Here is an 18503-nt window from a genome sequence, read left to right as displayed (position 1 = left end):
TCCTCAATGGGCGTACGCGTCGTGGTGGTCGACGACCACCGGCTGCTGGCCGAGGCACTGGCCTCTGCCCTCAAACTGCGCGGCCACCGGGTGCTGGCCGCCGCGGCCCCGGCGGCGGGCGCCGCCGAACTCGTCATCGGCCGTGCCCCGGAGGTCTGCCTCCTCGGCACCGCCAACCCCGCCGAGCCCGGAGTCTTCGAACCGGTCGTCCGCATCAAACGGGAGAGACCGCAGATCGCCGTGGTCGTCCTCGGCCCCGTCCCCAGCCCCCGCGGGATCGCCGCCGCCTTCGCCGCAGGCGCCTCCGGGTACGTACGCCAGGACGAGCGCATCGAGGGAGTGGAACGGGCGCTGGCCAAGGCACGGGCGGGAGAGGCGGCGATCGCCCCGCAACTGCTCCAGGGGGCCTTCTCGGAACTCCTCAACCCCGCCGTCCAGCCCGACGACGAAGGCAGCCGGCTGCTGCGCCTGCTGACCCCGCGCGAAGTGGAGGTGCTCGTACGGGTCGCCGAGGGCGAGGACACCCGCCTGATCGCCGCGGGCATGGCCATCGCGCCCAGCACCGCCCGCACCCACGTACAGCGGGTCCTGATGAAACTGGGCGTCGGATCACGGCTGGAAGCGGCCGCGCTGGCCGCCCGCACCGGCCTCCTGGACCGGGCCCTGCCCGGACCGTCGTCCCCCGAGCCGCGGGGCTGACCGCAGGGTTCCGGAGCCGCCGATTTCCCCCGCGGGCGCCGCATCGGGTAAGCCAGTGCCCAAGCACGCGCACCCACGCGCGCGTGGTCCCCCGCGAGAGGCAGTAGGCGAGTGAGCAAGTACCTGGTAACCGGTGGCGCCGGATACGTCGGCAGCGTAGTCGCGGCCCACCTCCTGGAGGCCGGCCACGAGGTCACCGTCCTCGACGACCTCAGCACCGGCTTCCGCGCCGGCGTCCCCGAAGGCGCCACCTTCATCGAGGGCCGCATCCAGGACGCCGCCCGCCACATCGACCCCTCCTACGAGGCCGTGCTGCACTTCGCCGCCTTCTCGCAGGTCGGCGAGTCCGTGGTGAACCCCGGCAAGTACTGGGAGAACAACGTCGGCGGCACCCTCGCCCTGCTGGCCGCGATGCGCGAGGCCGGCGTGCGCCGGCTCGTCTTCTCCTCCACCGCCGCCACCTACGGCGAGCCGACCGAAGGCCTGCTCACCGAAGCCTCGGTGACCGCGCCGACCAACCCGTACGGCGCCTCCAAGCTCGCCGTCGACCACATGATCGCGGGGGAGTGCGTCGCCCACGGCCTGGCCGCGGTGTCCCTGCGCTACTTCAACGTGGCCGGCGCCTACGGAGCCTACGGCGAACGCCACAGCCCCGAGACCCACCTGATCCCGCTCGTCCTCCAGGTCGCCCTCGGCGAACGCGAGTCGATCTCCGTGTTCGGCGAGGACTACCCCACCCCGGACGGCACCTGCGTACGCGACTACATCCACGTCGCCGACCTCGCCGAGGCCCACCTGGCCGCCCTGCAGGCCGCCACCGCCGGAGAACACCTCATCTGCAACCTGGGCAACGGCAGCGGGTTCTCCGTGCGCGAGGTCATCGAGACCGTCCGCAAGGTCACCGGCCGGGACATCCCCGAGGTCGTCGCCCCGCGCCGGGCCGGCGACCCGGCGATGCTCGTCGCCTCCGCCCGCACCGCCCACGAACGCCTCGGCTGGACCCCGAACCGCGCCGACCTCACCGGCATCATCCAGGACGCCTGGAACTTCGCCCGCGCTGTTTCGTAGGGCTCGGTTCTGTTCGGACCGGGGCTCGGTTCGCCTCCGGGGCGCTTGTTGCCGGCTCGTGGGGCCGTACGTGCTCGAAAGCCGCTCGTGCCTCGCGGTTTCCTCCGCGCGCCCGGCCCCACTCCCCGGCGCGCCCCTTCGGCTCACCTCCCCGTGCAACGGCTGTGGCGGGGGCGCGAGCTCTGGGGCCATGCGCCGCGGGCGGGCGCTGCGCGCGGGCGCCCGGCGTGCGCACGCCGGGTGAAATGCCCCCCGTGCAACTGCCGATGGCACGCGCCCGTGCGCAAGACGTCCCACAGGCCCCCGATTCCGATGATTTCCAGCCACGGCCGAGCCCCTGGGGAACGCACACTCCTCAAATCCCCGGGAAAAACTTCTGCTATTCGGCCAACTGCGAGCCGCCCCCGGCCCTACGCTGATGCGTGACACCGGTGGGGGCCGGTGTTGATTCAGGGGTCGAGACAAGTCGGGTACGGCGTCCGGTCCGGGGTAGTGCAGATATGTCTCGGCGGCGGCCGGGGGCTGCGGATCACCCGGTCCTGGCGCCGTACCCGCCGTCGTCCGTTCCCCTACCCTTGGGGGTTTTGTGGTTCGTATCCGGGTTCTCGTCGTCGACGATCACCGCATCTTCGCCGAATCGCTCGCAGCCGCGCTCGCGGCCGAGCCGGACGTGGACGTGTCCGCGGCCGGCAGCGGCCCCGCCGCACTGCGCTGCCTCGAACGCGCGGTGGCCGAGGGCCGCCGCTTCGACGTCCTGCTGGTCGACGCCGACCTCGGCGCCGTCGCCGGGGCCGTGCCCGCCCAGCGGGAGCCGGGGGCCGGGCCGCCACAGCCCGCCTCGGACGGGATCGCGCTGGTGGCCGCGGTACGGGTGGCCCACCCAGGGGTCCGCACCGTCGTCCTCGCCGAGCGCGACGACCCGCGCCGGGCCGCCCACGCCCTGCAGGCGGGTGCCTCGGGCTGGGTGGCCAAGGACTGCTCGCTCTCTCGGCTCCTCGCCGTCATCCGCGGGGTCCTGCGGGAGGAGACCCACCTCCCGCCCGCACTGCTCACCGGAGTGCTCCGCGAGCTGACCGCCGCGCGCAAGCACCGCACCGACAGCGAACGGCTCGTGGAGTCCCTCACCCCGCGCGAGCACGAGGTGCTGCGCTGCATGGTGGCGGGGCTGGGCCGCAAGGACGTGGCGGCGCGGCTGTTCCTGTCCCCGCACACGGTCCGCACCCACATGCAGAACGTGCTGGGCAAGCTCGGCGTGCACTCCACGCTGGCCGCGGTGGCGCTGGCCCGGCGGGCCGGCGTACGACCCGCCGACCTAGCCGGGGATGTTGTCGAACGGAGCGGTCAACTGGCGTAGCAGCCCGGCGAGATCGCCGCGCTGGCTCTGCGAGAGCTGGGCCAGGATCGCCCGCTCCTGGGCGAGCAGCCCGGCGAGGGCCTGGTCGGCGCGGTCCCGGCCCTCGGGGGTGAGCCGCACCAGGACCCCGCGGCGGTCGCTGGGGTCCGGGAGCCGCTCGACCAGGCCCTTCTTCGCGAGCCGGTCGATGCGGTTGGTCATGGTGCCGGAGGTGACCAGGGTCTGGGTCAACAGCTGGCCGGGGGAGAGCTGGTAGGGGGCGCCGGCGCGGCGCAGCGACGTCAGGACGTCGAACTCCCAGGGCTCCAGGCCGTGCTCGGAGAAGGCCAGCCTGCGGGCGCGGTCGAGATGGCGCGCGAGCCTGCTGACGCGGCTCAGTACCTCGAGCGGTTCCACGTCGAGGTCAGGGCGCTCCCGCCGCCATGCCGCCACCAGTCGGTCGACCTCGTCCTCCATGCCGATCAGTGTAAGGGGTCTGTCGATGTGAAGTCTCTTCATCCCGAGTATCTCGATCACAAGTATCTTGACATCGAGATATAAATGAAGCGAGCATGGGGCATGGAGGGGGCCGGAACAGATTCCGCTTTCCGACCGCCCCGCCAGCAGGGAGGCTCGAACATGTATTCCGATACCGCGCACGCAGGGACCCCCACGTCCACCGCGCCCTCCGCACCCACCTGGGACCCCCAGCAGTACCTCCGGCACGCGGGCCACCGCACACGGCCCTTCCTCGACCTGCTCGCCCGCATACCCGAACTCCCCACCAGCCCCGCCCGCATCGCCGACCTCGGCTGCGGCCCCGGCAACGTCACCGAACTCCTCACCACCCGCTGGTCCGAGGCCGTCATCACCGGCTTCGATCTCTCGCCGGAGATGCTCCAGCGCGCCACCGAGCAGTACGCCGGCCCCACCGCCGGCGGAGGCAGCCTCGACTTCCGCCACGGCGACATCGCCGGCTGGCTCCCCGAGGAGCCCTACGACCTGATCGTCTCCAACGCCGCCCTGCAGTGGGTCCCCAGCCACCCCGGCTCCTTCGGCGCCTGGATCAACGGCCTGCGCCCCGGCGGCACCTTCGCCTTCCAGATCCCCGGCAACTTCACCGCCCCCAGCCACGCCCTCCTCGCGCAGCTCTGCGACGCCCCGCGCTGGCGCTCCCGCCTCGCCGGCCACGGCGCCCGCTACATCCACCTTCTCGAACCCGCCGAATATCTCGCCCGGTTCACCGAGCTCGGCTGCACCGCCGACGTCTGGGAGACCACCTACCACCAGCTCCTCCACGGCCCCGACCCCGTGCTCGACTGGGTCAAGGGCACCGCGCTGCGGCCCGTCCTCACGGCCCTCGGCGACGACCGGGAAGCCGTCGACGCCTTTCTCACCGAATACCGTGACCTGCTGCGCGCGGCCTACCCGAGCGGGCCGCGCGGAACCGTCTTCCCGTTCCGAAGGATCTTCGCCGTGGCCCGCAAGGAGGCCTGACCGTGCTCACCGCAGTCGACCACGTCCAACTGGCCGCCCCGCCCGGCTCCGAGGACCGGCTCCGCGCCTACTACACCGGCGTCCTGGGCATGACCGAGATCCCCAAACCCCCCGTCCTCGCCGCCCGAGGAGGATGCTGGTTCGCCGCCGGATCCGTACAACTGCACCTCGGCGTCGAGGACGACTTCCGGCCCGCCCGCAAGGCGCACCCCGGACTACGGGTCACCGGCATCGCGGCGTACGCGCAAAGACTGAAGGAGAGGGGCGCCGAGGTGGTCTGGGACGCGAACCTTCCCGGCCACCACCGCTTCTACTCCGAGGACCCCGTCGGCAACCGGCTCGAATTCCTGGAACCGCACGAGGCTGCACCCGCCCGCTAGCCCGCACGACACGACGGCGCCCCGCCACCGGACCACCGGTGACGGGGCGCCGTCGTACCGCCCGCGAACGGGACCTAGCTCTTGCGGCGGCCCACCAGCTGCGGCTTCGACTCCAGCCCGTCCAGCCCGTGCCACGCCAGGTTCACCAGATGCGCCGCCACCTCGGCCTTCTTCGGCTTGCGCACGTCCAGCCACCACTGCCCCGTCAGCGCCACCATCCCGACCAGCGCCTGCGCGTACAGCGGGGCCAGCTTCGGATCGAAGCCCCGGGCCTTGAACTCCAGCCCCAGGATGTCCTCCACCTGCGTGGCGATGTCACTGATCAGCGAGGCGAACGTACCCGTCGACTGCGCGACCGGGGAATCCCGCACCAGGATCCGGAAACCGTCCGTGTACGACTCGATGTAGTCCAGCAGCGCGAACGCCGCCTGCTCCAGCAGCTCCCGCGGATGCCCGGCCGTCAGCGCACCCGTGACCCCGTCCAGCAACTGGCGCATCTCCCGGTCCACGACGACCGCGTACAGGCCCTCCTTGCCGCCGAAGTGCTCGTACACCACCGGCTTGGACACCCCGGCCTTCGCCGCGATCTCCTCCACCGACGTGCCCTCGAAACCCTTCTCCGCGAACAGGGTCCGGCCGATGTCCAGCAATTGCTGGCGCCGCTCCGCGCCCGTCATCCGAACCCGGCGGCCACGCCCGGGCTTGTCGCTGCTGGTACCGCCGTCGATCGCCACGCCCCCCATCATGCCGCGTTCGACCCGTTTTCCCTGCGCCGGGCGTCGATCCGGGCCGCCGACGGCCACCGCACGTCCGTCGCCCACCCCAGCTGCTCGAACCAGCGGATCAGCCGCGCACTGGAATCCACCTGCCCCCGCAGCACACCGTGCCGGGCCGACGTCGGATCCGCGTGGTGCAGGTTGTGCCACGACTCACCGCACGACAGCACCGCCAGCCACCACACGTTGCCCGACCGGTCCCGGGACTTGAACGGCCGCTTGCCCACCGCGTGACAGATCGAATTGATCGACCAGGTCACGTGGTGCAGCAGCGCCACCCGCACCAGAGAACCCCAGAAGAACGCCGTGAACGCCCCCCACCACGACATCGTCACCAGACCGCCGACCAGCGGCGGAACCGCCAGCGAGAAGATCGTCCACCAGATGAAGTCCCGCGAGATGCGCCGGATGGCCGGGTCCTTGATCAGATCCGGGGCGTACTTCTGCTGATCGGTCTGCTCCTCGTCGAACAGCCATCCGATGTGCGCCCACCACAGGCCCTTCATCAGCGCCGGCACCGTCTCACCGAACCGCCACGGCGAATGCGGGTCACCCTCGTGGTCGGAGAACTTGTGGTGCTTGCGGTGGTCCGCCACCCACCGCACCAGCGGACCCTCGACCGCCATCGAGCCCATCACCGCGAGCACGATCCGCAGCGGCCGCTTCGCCTTGAAGGAACCATGCGTGAAGTAACGGTGGAAACCGATCGTGATCCCGTGGCAGGCCAGGAAGTACATGAACACCATCAGGCCCAGGTCCAGCCAGCTCACCCCCCAGCCCCAGGCCAGCGGCACCGCCGCCAGCAGCGCCACGAAGGGGACGGTGATGAACAGCAGCAGGGCGACCTGCTCGATCGACCGCTTGTTCTCGCCGCCCAGCGTCGCGGACGGCACAGGAGTCTCGGAGGGCGCTGAGGCACCCTCGATCAGATCGGGGCTGGTGGTCATGGGTGTCCCCTGGGGGGTGAGGGAGGTCGGAGGGTGCGCCGGATCACCGGAACCCGAATCCTACGGGTCCGTAACCTACGGCATCGTAAGTATGGCAAAGCCCGGGCCCGGGACAAGAGGAGCGCGGGCGCGGCCACCGGTGCGGACCCGCGTCCCCACCCGTCGGCCGACCCCGTACGACTCGGCCTATGAGACGTTTGCCCAGGCACGGGCATCGGACACCTATCCTGTTCCCCGTCGGACAGCGCGGTCCGCACGGGCAGCCCGAGCCACATCTCAGGAGCGGCGGTCCCCCGGACGGAGTCCGGAGGGGTCCACGCCGCCCACGGCCGGGAGCCCACCGCCCAGTAGCGCTCGAACACTGCAAGGAGCCGCACCTGTGAGCAGTGCTGACAAGGCCCCCCTGGCCACCCAGCAGGCCCCCGTCACCCCGGCCGCCACCGCCAACGCGGAACTGCGCGCGGACATCCGCCGCCTCGGCGACCTCCTCGGGGAGACCCTCGTACGCCAGGAAGGCCAGGACCTGCTCGACCTCGTCGAACGCGTCCGCGCCCTCACCCGCACCGACGGCGAAGCCGCCGCCGCCCTCCTCGGCGACACCGACCTGGAGACCGCCGCCAAGCTCGTGCGTGCCTTCTCCACCTACTTCCACCTCGCCAACATCACCGAGCAGGTCCACCGCGGCAAGGAACTGCGCGCCCACCGCGCCGCCGAGGGCGGGCTCCTCGCCCGCACCGCCGACATGCTCAAGGACGCCGACCCCGAGCACCTGCGCGAGACGGTCAAGAACCTCAACGTCCGGCCCGTCTTCACCGCGCACCCCACCGAGGCGGCCCGCCGCAGCGTCCTCAACAAGCTGCGCCGCATCGCGGCCCTCCTGGAGGAACCCGTCACCGGCGCCGGCGACCGCCGCCGCCACGACCTCCGCCTCGCCGAGAACATCGACCTCGTCTGGCAGACCGACGAACTGCGCGTCGTCCGTCCCGAGCCCGCCGACGAGGCCCGCAACGCCATCTACTACCTCGACGAGCTCCACGCCGGCGCCGTCGGCGACGTCCTGGAGGACCTCGCCGCCGAACTGCGGCGCGTCGGCATCGAACTGCCCGCCGGCACCCGCCCCCTCACCTTCGGCACCTGGATCGGCGGCGACCGCGACGGCAACCCCAACGTCACCCCCGACGTCACCCGCGACGTGCTGATCCTCCAGCACGAACACGGCATCACCGACGCCCTCGAACTCGTCGACTTCCTGCGCAGCCTGCTGTCCAACTCCATCCGCTACACCGGAGCCACCGAGGAACTCCTCGCCTCCCTCCAGGCCGACCTCGAACGCCTGCCCGAGATCAGCCCCCGCTACAAGCGCCTCAACGCCGAAGAGCCCTACCGGCTCAAGGCCACCTGCATCCGCCAGAAGCTCCTCAACACCCGTGAGCGCCTCGCCAAGGGCATCCCCCACGAGGAAGGCCGCGACTACCTCGGCACCGCCGAGCTGCTCACCGACCTCACCCTCATCCAGACCTCCCTGCGCGAGCACCGAGGCGGCCTCTTCGCGGACGGCCACATGGACCGCACCATCCGCACCCTCGCCGCCTTCGGCCTCCAGCTCGCCACCATGGACGTACGCGAACACGCCGACGCCCACCACCACGCCCTCGGCCAGCTCCTCGACCGCCTCGGCGAGGAATCCTGGCGCTACGCCGACATGCCCCGCGACTACCGGCAGAAGCTCCTCGCCAAGGAACTCCGCTCCCGCCGCCCGCTGGCACCCACCCCGGCCCCCCTCGACGCCGCCGGCGCCAAGACCCTCGGCGTCTTCGCCGCCGTCAAGGACGCCTTCGAGAAGTTCGGGCCCGAAGTCATCGAGTCCTACATCATCTCGATGTGCCAGGGCGCCGACGACGTCTTCGCCGCCGCCGTCCTCGCCCGCGAGGCCGGCCTCATCGACCTCCACGCCGGCTGGGCCAAGATCGGCATCGTCCCGCTCCTGGAGACCACCGACGAGCTCCGCGCCGCCGACGTCATCCTCGACGAGATGCTCGCCGACCCCTCCTACCGCCGCCTGGTCTCCCTCCGCGGCGACGTCCAGGAGGTCATGCTCGGCTACTCCGACTCCTCCAAGTTCGGCGGCATCACCACCAGCCAGTGGGAGATCCACCGAGCCCAGCGCCGGCTGCGCGACGTCGCCCACCGCTACGGCGTCCGCCTGCGCCTCTTCCACGGCCGCGGCGGCACCGTCGGCCGCGGCGGCGGCCCCTCCCACGACGCGATCCTCGCCCAGCCCTGGGGCACCCTCGAAGGCGAGATCAAGGTCACCGAACAGGGCGAGGTCATCTCCGACAAGTACCTCGTCCCCTCCCTCGCCCGCGAGAACCTCGAACTGACCGTCGCGGCCACCCTGCAGGCCTCCGCCCTGCACACCGCGCCCCGCCAGTCCGACGAATCCCTCGCCCGCTGGGACGCGGCCATGGACACCGTCTCCGACGCCGCCCACGCCGCCTACCGCGAGCTGGTCGAAGACCCCGACCTGCCCGCCTACTTCTTCGCCGCCACCCCCGTCGACCAGCTCGCCGACCTCCACCTCGGCTCCCGGCCCTCCCGCCGCCCCGACTCCGGAGCCGGCCTCGACGGCCTGCGCGCCATCCCGTGGGTCTTCGGCTGGACCCAGTCCCGCCAGATCGTCCCCGGCTGGTACGGCGTCGGCTCCGGCCTCAAGGCCCTGCGCGAAGCCGGCCACGAGGACGCCCTCACCGAGATGGGCGAACGCTGGCACTTCTTCCGCAACTTCCTGTCCAACGTCGAGATGACACTGGCCAAGACCGACCTGCGGATCGCCCGCCACTACGTCGACACCCTCGTACCCGACGAGCTCAAGCACGTCTTCGCCCGCATCCAGGCCGAACACGAGCTCACCGTCCGCGAGGTCCTGCGCATCACCGGCGGCGAGCAGCTCCTCGACTCCCACCCGGTGCTCCAGCAGACCTTCGCCGTCCGCGACGCCTACCTCGACCCCATCTCCTACCTCCAGGTCTCCCTCCTGGCCCGCCAGCGCGCCGCCGCCGCCCGCGGCGAGGAAGCCGACCCGCTCCTCTCCCGCGCCCTGCTCCTCACCGTCAACGGTGTCGCCGCAGGCCTGCGCAACACCGGCTGACCGGGCCGCCGTACCCACGAAAACGGGGGGTCCCCCGCGCCGCACCGGCGCCGGGGACCCCCCTTTTTTTTCTGCTTCGTACGAGGGGACTCAGCCCTCGGCGCCGGACCGGCGACGGCGGACCAGCAGGAACGCCCCGGCCGCGATCAGCGCCGCCGCCATCGCGGCGAGCAGCCCGATGGGAGCGTCCGAACCGGTCTTGGCCAGGTCACCACCGGTCGTACCGCCCGAGGCCGAGGCCGACGCGGACGGAGCGGGGGAGGACGCCGAGGAGGAGGGCGACGTGCTCGTCGACGACGACGGGCTCGTGCTCGTGCTCACCGAGGTCGACGGCGAGGCCGACGTGCTGGAACTCGGAGACGTCGAGGCCGAGGTCGAGGTCGACGGCGCCGGCGTGGTGGAGGACTGCGACGGCGTCGGCTCGGTCGTCGCCGTCGACGGGCAGGTGTGCGAGAGGTTGAACCACTCCAGCTTCTTGCCGCCGCCCGTGGTGCCCTCGACCTCGGCGACCGCCGAGACCAGCTTCGCGCCGGGCTCCGAAGCCGCGTACGCGTGGTTCTCGTTCGGCGGACCGAAGACGGTGATGACCTGCTCGCCGCCCGGCTCGAACTTCACGGTCAGCTTCACGAAGGAGACCTCGTTCGGGCTGCCCGGCGCGATGAAGTGCCAGCCGTCCTTCGTCGCGGGTATGGACGCGCAGGTCTCGCCGGGCTTGCCCTTGTACTGGGCCGCGTAGATCGGCAGGTCCTTCGCCTGGTGCAGCGGCACCTCGTAGGAGTCGGCGGCGAACGCCGGGCCGGCGGACGCGGAGAGGAGCAGCGCAGTGGCAACAGCCGCCCAGCGCTTACGGGAACGGAGCATCGAGGCACCTCTGGGGACGAGAGGGAAACATGGGGCCATGGGGGGCGGCGGCGCCAGCATGCTGATACGACGCCGCCCCGGTCAAGGGTCAGACGCACATATTTGCTACGAACTGACCTGCTCCGGGCCACTTGTCCCTTGTGAAGATGCCCGACGCGCTACCCGTTGTACGCCGACTGCGCGCGCTCCAGTCCCTCCGCGACCAGGCACTCCACCGCATCCGCCGCCCGGTCCACGAACCAGTCCAGCTCCTTGCGCTCCGTGGAGGAGAAGTCCTTCAGCACGAAGTCCGCGACCTGCATCCGGCCCGGAGGCCGCCCGATGCCGCACCGCACCCGGTGGTAATCCGCACCCATCGACTTCGTCATCGACTTCAGGCCGTTGTGCCCGTTGTCCCCGCCGCCCAGCTTCAGACGCAGCGTCGGATAGTCGATGTCCAGCTCGTCGTGGACCGCGACGATCCGCTCCAACGGCACCTTGTAGAAGTCCCGCAGGGCCGTCACCGGACCACCCGACAGGTTCATGAACGACATCGGCTTGGCGAGCACCACCCGGCGGTTCGCCGGCCCCGGCGGACCCATCCGGCCCTCGACCACCTGCGCCCGCGCCTTGTGCGCCTTGAACTTCCCGCCGATCCGCTCCGCCAGCAGATCGACCACCATGAACCCGATGTTGTGGCGGTTCCCGGCATACTCCGCACCCGGATTGCCCAGCCCCACGATCAACCAGGGTGCCGCGTCGTCCGACATCAAAAAGCTCCTTACCCGTACCGCCCGGAACGAAGACGACCGCCGTCCCGCTCCAGTGGAGCCGGACGGCGGTCGGTCAGCAACTGCTGAGAGGAAGGGGCGAGGCTCAGGCCTCGGTGCCCTCGGCCTCGGCCTCGGCGGCGGGCTCCTCGGCCTGCGGGGCGACGACCTGCAGGACGGCGGTCTCACCGTCGACGGCCAGGGTGGTGCCGGCCGGCAGCTTCAGGTCGGAGGCGTGCACGGTCGCACCGGCCTCCAGGCCCTCGATGGAGACGGTGATCTCGGTGGGGATGTGGGTGGCCTCGGCCTCGACGGAAACGGCCGTCAGGAGGGTCTCCAGCAGGTTGCCACCGGCGGCCAGGTCGCCCTCGGTGACGACCGGAACCTCGACGACGACCTTCTCGCCCTTCTGGACGATCAGGAAGTCGACGTGCGAGATGGTGCGCTTCAGGGGGTGACGCTGCACGGCCTTCGGGATGACCAGCTCGGTGCCGTCGCCCGCGATGTCCAGGGACAGCAGGACGTTCGGGGTCTTCAGCGCCATCATCAGGCCGTGGGCCTCGACGTTGACGTGCTTCGGGGCGGTGCCGTGACCGTAGATGACACCGGGGGTCAGGGCGTCACGACGGGCCTGGCGGGCAGAGCCCTTGCCGAAGGTGTCGCGCAGGGTGGCGGAAAGCTTGACCTCGGACATGCTCACTCCTCGTGGGGTGATGGAAAAGGACACAGTCACCCGGCCTGAACGGCCTGCTACGAAGAGCGCGTCGATAACGGAGTGCCCGCACAGAAATGCGGCCTCCCTCGCCGAGCAACTTCATGAGTCTACCCGGCGGGAAGGCCGCACTTCAAAAGGATCTAGCGGGAGCCCTTACTGCTGCTCCTCGAACAGGCTCGTCACCGAACCGTCCTCGAAGACCTCGCGCACCGCGCGCGCGATCATCGGGGCGATCGACAGCACCGTGATCTTGTCGAGCTCCAGGTCCGACGGGTCCGGCAGGGTGTTCGTGAAGACGAACTCGCTCACCTTGGAGTTCTTCAGACGGTCGGCCGCCGGACCCGACAGGATGCCGTGCGTCGCCGTCACGATCACGTCCTCCGCACCGTGCGCGAACAGCGCCTCGGCCGCGGCGCAGATCGTGCCACCCGTGTCGATCATGTCGTCGACCAGGACGCAGACGCGGCCCTTGACCTCACCGACGACCTCGTGGACCGTCACCTGGTTGGCGACGTCCTTGTCACGGCGCTTGTGCACGATCGCCAGCGGCGCGTCCAGCCGGTCGCACCAGCGGTCCGCCACCCGCACACGGCCGGCGTCCGGGGAGACGATCGTCAGCTTCGTGCGGTCCACCTTCGCGCCCACGTAGTCCGCGAGGACGTTCAGCGCCGACAGGTGGTCCACCGGGCCGTCGAAGAAGCCCTGGATCTGGTCCGTGTGCAGGTCGACCGTCAGGATGCGGTCCGCACCCGAGGTCTTCAGCAGGTCCGCCACCAGGCGCGCCGAGATCGGCTCGCGGCCCTTGTGCTTCTTGTCCTGACGGGCGTAGCCGTAGGACGGGATGATCACGGTGATGGAACGCGCCGACGCGCGCTTCAGCGCGTCGATCATGATCAGCTGCTCCATGATCCACTTGTTGATCGGAGCCGTGTGGCTCTGGATCAGGAAGCAGTCCGCGCCACGCGCCGACTCCTGGAAGCGGACGTAGATCTCACCGTTCGCGAAGTCGAAAGCCTTGGTCGGCACGAGGCCGACTCCCAGCTGGTGCGCGACCTCCTCGGCCAGCTCGGGGTGGGCGCGGCCGGAGAAGAGCATCAGCTTCTTCTCGCCGGTCGTCTTGATCCCGGTCACAGCACTGTCTCCTCAGACGTGTTGAAGCTGCTCGCCCCCATGTGCGTCCGTCCCGCACACGGTGAGCCAGCCGAATTGCGTGCACCTATCACGGTACGCCGTTCGAGACGTACCTGTTTCCGGTCGGTTCACCTCAAGGGCGCTCGGAGTCCTCCGAGGCAGCCGACTGCGCAGCCGTGGCGGCGGCGCTTCCCGGACGCTTGCGAGCCACCCAGCCCTCGATATTCCGCTGCTGGCCACGGGCCACCGCCAGCGCACCGGGCGGCACATCCTTCGTGATCACGGACCCGGCGGCCGTGTAGGCCCCGTCCCCGATCGTGACGGGTGCCACAAACATGTTGTCCGACCCCGTCTTGCAATGCGAGCCGACGGTGGTGTGGTGCTTGTGCTCGCCGTCGTAGTTCACGAAGACGCTCGCCGCGCCGATGTTCGTGTACTCGCCGATCGTCGCGTCGCCCACGTACGACAGGTGCGGCACCTTCGTGCCCTCGCCGATCGTCGCGTTCTTCATCTCGACGTACGTACCGGCCTTGGCCTTCGCCCCGAGGGTCGTCCCCGGACGCAGGTAGGCGAACGGTCCCACGCTCGCCTGCGGGCCCACGACCGCGCTCTCGGCCACCGTGTTGTCCACGCGCGCGCCGGCGCCCACCCGCGTGTCCCGCAGCCGGGTGTTGGGGCCGACCTCGGCGCCCTCGGCGATGTGCGTCGCGCCCAGGAGCTGGGTGCCGGGGTGCACGATCGCGTCCTGGCCGAACGTGACGGTCACGTCCACGAAGGTGCCGGCCGGGTCGACGATCGTGACGCCCGCGAGCATGGCCTGCTCCAGCAGGCGCGCGTTCAGCAGGGCACGGGCCTCGGCGAGCTGCACGCGGTTGTTGATCCCCAGGATCTGGCGGTGGTCGCTGCCCACGGCCGCGCCGACACGGTGCCCGGCCTCGCGCAGGATGCCGAGGACGTCGGTGAGGTACTCCTCGCCCTGGCTGTTGTCGGTACGGACCTTGCCGAGCGCGTCGGCGAGCAGGGCGCCGTCGAAGGCGAAGACACCCGAGTTGATCTCGCGGATGGCGCGCTGGGAGTCCGTGGCGTCCTTGTGCTCGACGATCGCGGTCACGGCGCCGCCGGCGTCGCGCACGATGCGGCCGTAGCCGGTGGAGTCCGGCACCTCGGCGGTGAGCACGGTGACGGCGTTGCCGTCGGCGGCGTGCGTCCGCGCGAGCCGGCCCAGGGTCTCCCCGGTCAGCAGCGGGGTGTCGCCGCAGACGACGATCACGGTGCCGTCGACGGGCCCGCCGAGCTCCTGCAGGGCCATGCGGACGGCGTGGCCGGTGCCGTTCTGCTCGTACTGGACGGCGGTGCGGACGTCGGCGTCGATGCCGGCGAGGTGCGCGGTGACCTGCTCCCGGGCGTGCCCGACGACCACGACGAGGTGTTCGGGGTCCAGCTCGCGGGAGGCGGCGACGACGTGACCGACGAGCGAGCGCCCGCAGATCTCGTGCAGGACCTTGGGTGTGGCCGACTTCATGCGGGTGCCCTCACCCGCTGCGAGTACGACGACGGCTGCCGGGCGGTTGGCGCTCACGGGTGTGCCCTTCGGCTTCGGGGGTGGACCCGTGAAGGATACCGGGGCGTTAACGCCGTGAAACGAGGCCGGGTCCCGACCTGGCGGTCGGGACCCGAACGTGCGTGAGCTCCCCCGCCAGGACTCGAACCCGGACATAAGGCACCAAAAGCCTCAGTGCTGCCAATTACACCACAGGGGACTATTTGCGACTAAACCGGACATTGCGTCATGGCGGTCGAGTCGACGGCACCTACTATGCCGCACCATCGCCCCTCGACGCGACGGTAAAGATCGCGCCCTGCGGGGGTTCGTGAGGCGGGGTCCGGGATGTGGGATGCGGGTCTCGGTATCCGGTTGATCCACGCGTATGTGCGATTACGGAATTTCTGTCGGTGATCTGTCGGGACGCCTGCGTACGCTGGACGGCATGACCAGTACGGGGGAAGAGCAAGGCCGTGCAGGGCCGCCGTTGTGGTGGGTGCGGCGGCGGGACGTCGTGGTGGACGGGACGCTGGCCGCGGTGTCCACCGCGGAGTGCGCGTGGGAAGGGGTCCGCTTCGCGGACGAGGCGGGCATCCCCGTGGCCGCCGGGGTGCTGTTCGGGGCCGTGGTGGGGGCCACGCTCCTGCTGCGGCGGCGCTGGCCGATCGCCGTGGTGCTCGTGGGGATCGCCGTGGCGCCGGCCGAGATGGGGTTCCTGCTCTCGGTGGCGGGGATGTACTCGCTCGCCTCGTCCGACGTGCCCCGGCGGATCATCGCCGGGCTCGCCTCGACATCGCTGGTCGCGACCTTCGTCGTGATGTACCTGAAGACGCGCGGGGACGTGGAGGCCGATCCGGCGCTCGTGGTCGCGCTGTCCGGGTTCGTCGCGGTGGCGCTGACCGTGCCGCCGATGCTGCTCGGGCTGTACATCGGCGCCCGGCGGCGGCTGATGGAGAGCCTGCAGGAGCGGGCCGACTCGCTGGAACGTGAACTGTCGCTGCTGGCGGACCGGGCGGAGGAGCGGGCCGAGTGGGCCCGCACCGAGGAGCGGACCCGGATCGCGCGCGAGATGCACGACGTGGTCGCCCACCGGGTGTCGCTGATGGTCGTGCACGCGGCCGCGCTGGAGGCGGTGGTCACCAAGGACCCGGCGCGGGCGGCGAAGAACGCCGCGCTGGTGGGGGACATGGGGCGGCAGGCGCTGACGGAGCTGCGGGAGATGCTCGGCGTGCTGCGGGCGGCGCCGTCGAAGCCGGCGGTGGCGGCGGCTGCCGCGGTGGCGGGGCCGGTCGCGGTGGCGGGGCCGGTCGCGCTCGGGGGCGGCGCGGCGGTGGTGGCCGCGGTGGCGGCGGTGGACGACGGGCCGTCGCTGAGGGAGCTGGAGGCGCTCGTCGGCCAGTCACGGGCGGCGGGGATGGCCGTCGAGATGGTGGTGCAGGGGGAGGGCGCGGCGTATGCGGCTGAGGTCGAACAGACGGCGTACCGCGTGGTGCAGGAGGCTCTGACCAACTGCCACAAGCACGCTCCGGGGGCGCGGGTCGTGGTGCGGCTGGCGCACCGGGAGGGTGAGGTGGCGATGCAGGTGGAGAACGGGCCGTGCGAGGGGCCGGGGGACGGGGTCGGGCTGCCGAGCGGGGGGAACGGGCTGGTCGGGATGCGGGAGCGGGTGGTCGGGCTGGGCGGCGTCTTCGTGTCCGGCCCGACCGACGCGGGCGGCTTCCGCGTATCGGCGGTCCTCCCGCTCCCCTGACGTGCCGTGCCCCTGCGGGGTTGCTCGGCGGGGTTGCTTCGCGTGGCTCCGGCCTGATCGTGCTGTCGGGCGGGGTACGGGCGCGGTGCGGGTGGGTCGGGGTGCCGGGCAGGGGTGTCTCCTCGGCTCGGCGCGTGCTGCTTTGGCCCGGCCAGGCGGCTTTGGTCGCGCCTCGTCCTGCGGGGACACCCCTCCCCGTCCCCCCTCCAGCAGCGCGAGCCGGTGGAGGGGGCGGGGTGTTGTCCGGGCGGAGCCGTGCCGCGGGGCGGGGTACGGGCGTGGTGCGGGTGGGTCGGGGGGCCGGGCAGGGGTGTCTCCTCGGCTCGGCGCGTGCTGCTTTGGCCCGGCCAGGCGGCTTCGGTCGCGCCTCGTCCTGCGGGGACACCCCTGCCCGTCCCCCCTCCGGCGGTACGGGCCGGTGGGGCGGGGACACGGCGGAGTGTCCCCGCAGGACGAGGCGGGACCTGGGCCGACTCGGCACGACAAGGCCGCACGCGCCGAGCCGAGGAGACACTCCGGCGGGGCACCGCCCCACACCCTTGCACTCCTGGCCGGCACATCCAGCCCCGCCGGCGATTGAGGCGCGGGGTCCGGGGCGGAGCCCCAGCACCACCGGCGGAGCCGAGCGCAGCGGTCAGGTCGGCGGTTGCGTCGTGAGGCGGGTGGGTTGGAGGCCGGTCAGGAGGAGGGTGAGGGCCTCGTCGACCGTGGAGCCGAGGTACCAGTCGCCGGTGTGGTCGATGCCGTAGACCCGCCCCTCGCGGTCGAGCGCGAGGTGCGAGCCGCCGTCGGCCTCGACCCCGAGCGGGCAGAGCTCGGTGGACAGGGCCCGGCCCAGGTCGGCGAAGGTGCGCGCGAGGTGGAGCCCGGTGAGGGGGTCGATCCGCACCGGGGTCGGGGCGATCTGGCGGCCCGGTCCGGGGGCGGTGACGGTGAGGCCGCCGAACTCGGCCCAGGCCTCGACGGCGGCGGGGAAGACCGTGTGGCGGTGCCCCGCCGGGGTGGTGTGGTCCCGGAGGGCGTCGGCCCAGTACTCGGCCTGCTTGGCGTCCCAGCGGCCCGGCTCCCAGCCGGCGGTCCGCAGCGCGGAGTCCACCGCGACCGGGAAGCGGGTGGTCGAGGAGCGGTCGTAGGAGGCGGAGGTGGTCGTCATGGCTACTCGGCTGGGGTGAGGTCGACGGGGCGTACGCCGAAGTGGGTGAGGAGGGCGTCGCAGGAGCGGCAGGGGGGTGCGTAGCTGCCGTGGAGGGGGTCGCCGTCCTCGCGGATGCGCCGGGCGGTGATCTTCGCGTGCTTGAGGGAGCGGCGGGCCTCGCTGGGCGAGAGCGGTTTGCGGGAGGCGCGCCGGGAGCGGGCGCCCTCGACGGCGGCCAGGTGGCGGGAGAGCAGTATCGCTTCGGGACATCGTCCGGTGAAACGTTCGCGCTGTCCGCTGGTGAGGGTGTCCAGGAAGTCCTGGACGAGAGGGTGGAGCGTGGGTGGCTGGTCGGCCTTGCCGGCGGTGCCGGTGAGGGTCTCGCCGCGTACGGAGAGGGCGGCGGCGACGGTGGGCAGGATGCCGTCCCGGCGGAACCGCAGGACGGGTGGGGTGGGTCGGCCGTCGCTGCTGCTCCAGCGCAGGCGGGGGTCACCGGTGGGGCCGCCCGCTTCGGCGGGTGTGCCTGTCGCGCCGGCGGTGCCGTCGCCCGGTTCCGTACGTGTTGCCGTGTTCTGCATGGTCGCGCTTTCCCTCCCGTGGCGGCGGTGGTGACCGCTTGCGCGCACGCCCCCGTGCTGCGGGGACAGCCTGCCAAATGTCATCTGTCATACGGAAGCGGGGTCGAATTTTCGTATCAATTCGGATGTTCCTGGCCGTCGAGCTGATGTGCGGGTCGCGGGCGCGGGAGCCTCTTGCCCCAGCGCATAG

The 18503-nt window shown here is 71.6% G+C and carries 17 protein-coding genes and 1 tRNA gene; 7 read left to right on the top strand and 11 right to left on the bottom strand.

What is annotated here, in order from left to right:
- Positions 1–6 precede the first annotated feature (6 nt).
- From NRK68_RS13880 to NRK68_RS13870, 3 genes are all read left to right on the top strand, one after another.
- Positions 7–699, top strand: coding sequence for a response regulator transcription factor (locus NRK68_RS13880; RefSeq protein WP_183069202.1), 693 nt, complete (start codon positions 7–9; stop codon positions 697–699).
- Positions 700–810: 111 nt separating this feature from the next.
- A complete protein-coding gene (galE, locus tag NRK68_RS13875) occupies positions 811–1767 on the top strand; it encodes a UDP-glucose 4-epimerase GalE (RefSeq protein ID WP_257855892.1) in 957 nt (318 codons plus the stop codon).
- Between the two features lie 586 nt (positions 1768–2353).
- Positions 2354–3121 carry a LuxR C-terminal-related transcriptional regulator gene (locus tag NRK68_RS13870; RefSeq protein ID WP_183069128.1) on the top strand — a complete coding sequence of 256 codons (768 nt, stop codon included), beginning with the start codon at positions 2354–2356 and terminating at the stop codon, positions 3119–3121.
- Here NRK68_RS13870 and NRK68_RS13865 read toward each other — a convergent pair.
- The gene (locus NRK68_RS13865; RefSeq protein ID WP_030659599.1) at positions 3080–3577 is read right to left on the bottom strand and encodes a MarR family winged helix-turn-helix transcriptional regulator; all 498 of its coding nucleotides are present in this window, start codon (positions 3575–3577) and stop codon (positions 3080–3082) included. The two genes, NRK68_RS13870 and NRK68_RS13865, sit on opposite strands and share 42 nt — an antisense overlap.
- A gap of 162 nt (positions 3578–3739) precedes the next feature.
- Between NRK68_RS13865 and NRK68_RS13860 the strand changes: the two genes are divergently transcribed.
- Together NRK68_RS13860 and NRK68_RS13855 are read left to right on the top strand one after the other, a co-directional pair.
- Positions 3740–4597 (top strand): trans-aconitate 2-methyltransferase, encoded by an 858-nt coding sequence (locus tag NRK68_RS13860; RefSeq protein WP_183069129.1) that lies wholly within the window; start codon positions 3740–3742, stop codon positions 4595–4597.
- Between the two features lie 2 nt (positions 4598–4599).
- The gene (locus tag NRK68_RS13855; RefSeq protein ID WP_183069130.1) at positions 4600–4977 is read left to right on the top strand and encodes a VOC family protein; all 378 of its coding nucleotides are present in this window, start codon (positions 4600–4602) and stop codon (positions 4975–4977) included.
- Positions 4978–5051: 74 nt separating this feature from the next.
- Here NRK68_RS13855 and NRK68_RS13850 read toward each other — a convergent pair whose 3' ends face one another.
- Positions 5052–5720 (bottom strand): TetR/AcrR family transcriptional regulator, encoded by a 669-nt coding sequence (locus tag NRK68_RS13850; protein WP_257857844.1) that lies wholly within the window; start codon positions 5718–5720, stop codon positions 5052–5054.
- Positions 5720–6700 (bottom strand): acyl-CoA desaturase, encoded by a 981-nt coding sequence (locus tag NRK68_RS13845; RefSeq protein ID WP_183069132.1) that lies wholly within the window; start codon positions 6698–6700, stop codon positions 5720–5722. The genes NRK68_RS13850 and NRK68_RS13845 overlap by 1 nt, the downstream gene beginning before the upstream one ends.
- A 379-nt stretch (positions 6701–7079) precedes the next feature.
- Between NRK68_RS13845 and ppc the strand changes: the two genes are divergently transcribed.
- Positions 7080–9848 carry a phosphoenolpyruvate carboxylase gene (ppc, locus tag NRK68_RS13840; protein ID WP_373023530.1) on the top strand — a complete coding sequence of 923 codons (2769 nt, stop codon included), beginning with the start codon at positions 7080–7082 and terminating at the stop codon, positions 9846–9848.
- 90 nt (positions 9849–9938) lie between these two features.
- Here the strand turns inward: ppc and NRK68_RS13835 are convergent, their stop codons facing one another.
- The 6 genes from NRK68_RS13835 to NRK68_RS13810 all read right to left on the bottom strand — a co-directional run bounded on the left by NRK68_RS13835 (position 9939) and on the right by NRK68_RS13810 (position 15064).
- Positions 9939–10709, bottom strand: coding sequence for an LAVTG motif-containing sortase-dependent surface protein (locus NRK68_RS13835; protein WP_183069133.1), 771 nt, complete (start codon positions 10707–10709; stop codon positions 9939–9941).
- 158 nt (positions 10710–10867) lie between these two features.
- A complete protein-coding gene (gene pth, locus NRK68_RS13830; RefSeq protein WP_183069134.1) occupies positions 10868–11458 on the bottom strand; it encodes an aminoacyl-tRNA hydrolase in 591 nt (196 codons plus the stop codon).
- A gap of 106 nt (positions 11459–11564) precedes the next feature.
- Positions 11565–12152 carry a 50S ribosomal protein L25/general stress protein Ctc gene (locus NRK68_RS13825; RefSeq protein WP_183069135.1) on the bottom strand — a complete coding sequence of 196 codons (588 nt, stop codon included), beginning with the start codon at positions 12150–12152 and terminating at the stop codon, positions 11565–11567.
- 174 nt (positions 12153–12326) lie between these two features.
- Entirely contained in the window at positions 12327–13304 is a 978-nt protein-coding gene (locus NRK68_RS13820) for a ribose-phosphate diphosphokinase (protein ID WP_030027111.1), read from the bottom strand.
- Between the two features lie 133 nt (positions 13305–13437).
- Complete coding sequence (glmU, locus tag NRK68_RS13815; protein ID WP_183069136.1) at positions 13438–14883, bottom strand: bifunctional UDP-N-acetylglucosamine diphosphorylase/glucosamine-1-phosphate N-acetyltransferase GlmU; 1446 nt, start codon at positions 14881–14883, stop codon at positions 13438–13440.
- A gap of 109 nt (positions 14884–14992) precedes the next feature.
- Positions 14993–15064 (bottom strand) — tRNA-Gln (locus NRK68_RS13810).
- A 228-nt stretch (positions 15065–15292) separates the two neighbouring features.
- Here NRK68_RS13810 and NRK68_RS13805 point away from each other — a divergent pair.
- On the top strand, positions 15293–16597 hold the full coding sequence (locus tag NRK68_RS13805) for a sensor histidine kinase (protein ID WP_257855891.1): 1305 nt from the start codon (positions 15293–15295) through the stop codon (positions 16595–16597).
- A 634-nt stretch (positions 16598–17231) separates the two neighbouring features.
- On the opposite strand, the gene NRK68_RS13800 is transcribed toward NRK68_RS13805, so the two are convergent.
- A complete protein-coding gene (locus NRK68_RS13800; protein ID WP_183069138.1) occupies positions 17232–17750 on the bottom strand; it encodes an SUKH-3 domain-containing protein in 519 nt (172 codons plus the stop codon).
- Between the two features lie 2 nt (positions 17751–17752).
- Positions 17753–18313: a YwqJ-related putative deaminase gene (locus NRK68_RS13795; protein WP_183069139.1), complete on the bottom strand. Its 561-nt coding sequence runs from the start codon at positions 18311–18313 to the stop codon at positions 17753–17755.
- Between the last annotated feature and the right edge of the window lie 190 nt (positions 18314–18503).

The organism is Streptomyces yangpuensis, assembly GCF_024666385.1.
Lineage (GTDB): Bacteria > Actinomycetota > Actinomycetes > Streptomycetales > Streptomycetaceae > Streptomyces > Streptomyces yangpuensis.
This window is presented reverse-complemented; position numbering and strand designations above follow the sequence as displayed.

Coding starts and splice junctions, on each gene's coding strand:
- NRK68_RS13880 (WP_183069202.1), top strand. CDS start 7: ATGGGCGTACGCGTCGTGGTGGTCGACGACCACCGGCTGCTGGCCGAG.
- NRK68_RS13865 (WP_030659599.1), bottom strand. CDS start 3,577: ATGGAGGACGAGGTCGACCGACTGGTGGCGGCATGGCGGCGGGAGCGC.
- NRK68_RS13860 (WP_183069129.1), top strand. CDS start 3,740: ATGTATTCCGATACCGCGCACGCAGGGACCCCCACGTCCACCGCGCCC.
- NRK68_RS13850 (WP_257857844.1), bottom strand. CDS start 5,720: ATGGGGGGCGTGGCGATCGACGGCGGTACCAGCAGCGACAAGCCCGGG.
- NRK68_RS13845 (WP_183069132.1), bottom strand. CDS start 6,700: ATGACCACCAGCCCCGATCTGATCGAGGGTGCCTCAGCGCCCTCCGAG.
- NRK68_RS13835 (WP_183069133.1), bottom strand. CDS start 10,709: ATGCTCCGTTCCCGTAAGCGCTGGGCGGCTGTTGCCACTGCGCTGCTC.
- pth (WP_183069134.1), bottom strand. CDS start 11,458: ATGTCGGACGACGCGGCACCCTGGTTGATCGTGGGGCTGGGCAATCCG.
- NRK68_RS13825 (WP_183069135.1), bottom strand. CDS start 12,152: ATGTCCGAGGTCAAGCTTTCCGCCACCCTGCGCGACACCTTCGGCAAG.
- NRK68_RS13805 (WP_257855891.1), top strand. CDS start 15,293: ATGACCAGTACGGGGGAAGAGCAAGGCCGTGCAGGGCCGCCGTTGTGG.
- NRK68_RS13800 (WP_183069138.1), bottom strand. CDS start 17,750: ATGACGACCACCTCCGCCTCCTACGACCGCTCCTCGACCACCCGCTTC.
- NRK68_RS13795 (WP_183069139.1), bottom strand. CDS start 18,313: ATGCAGAACACGGCAACACGTACGGAACCGGGCGACGGCACCGCCGGC.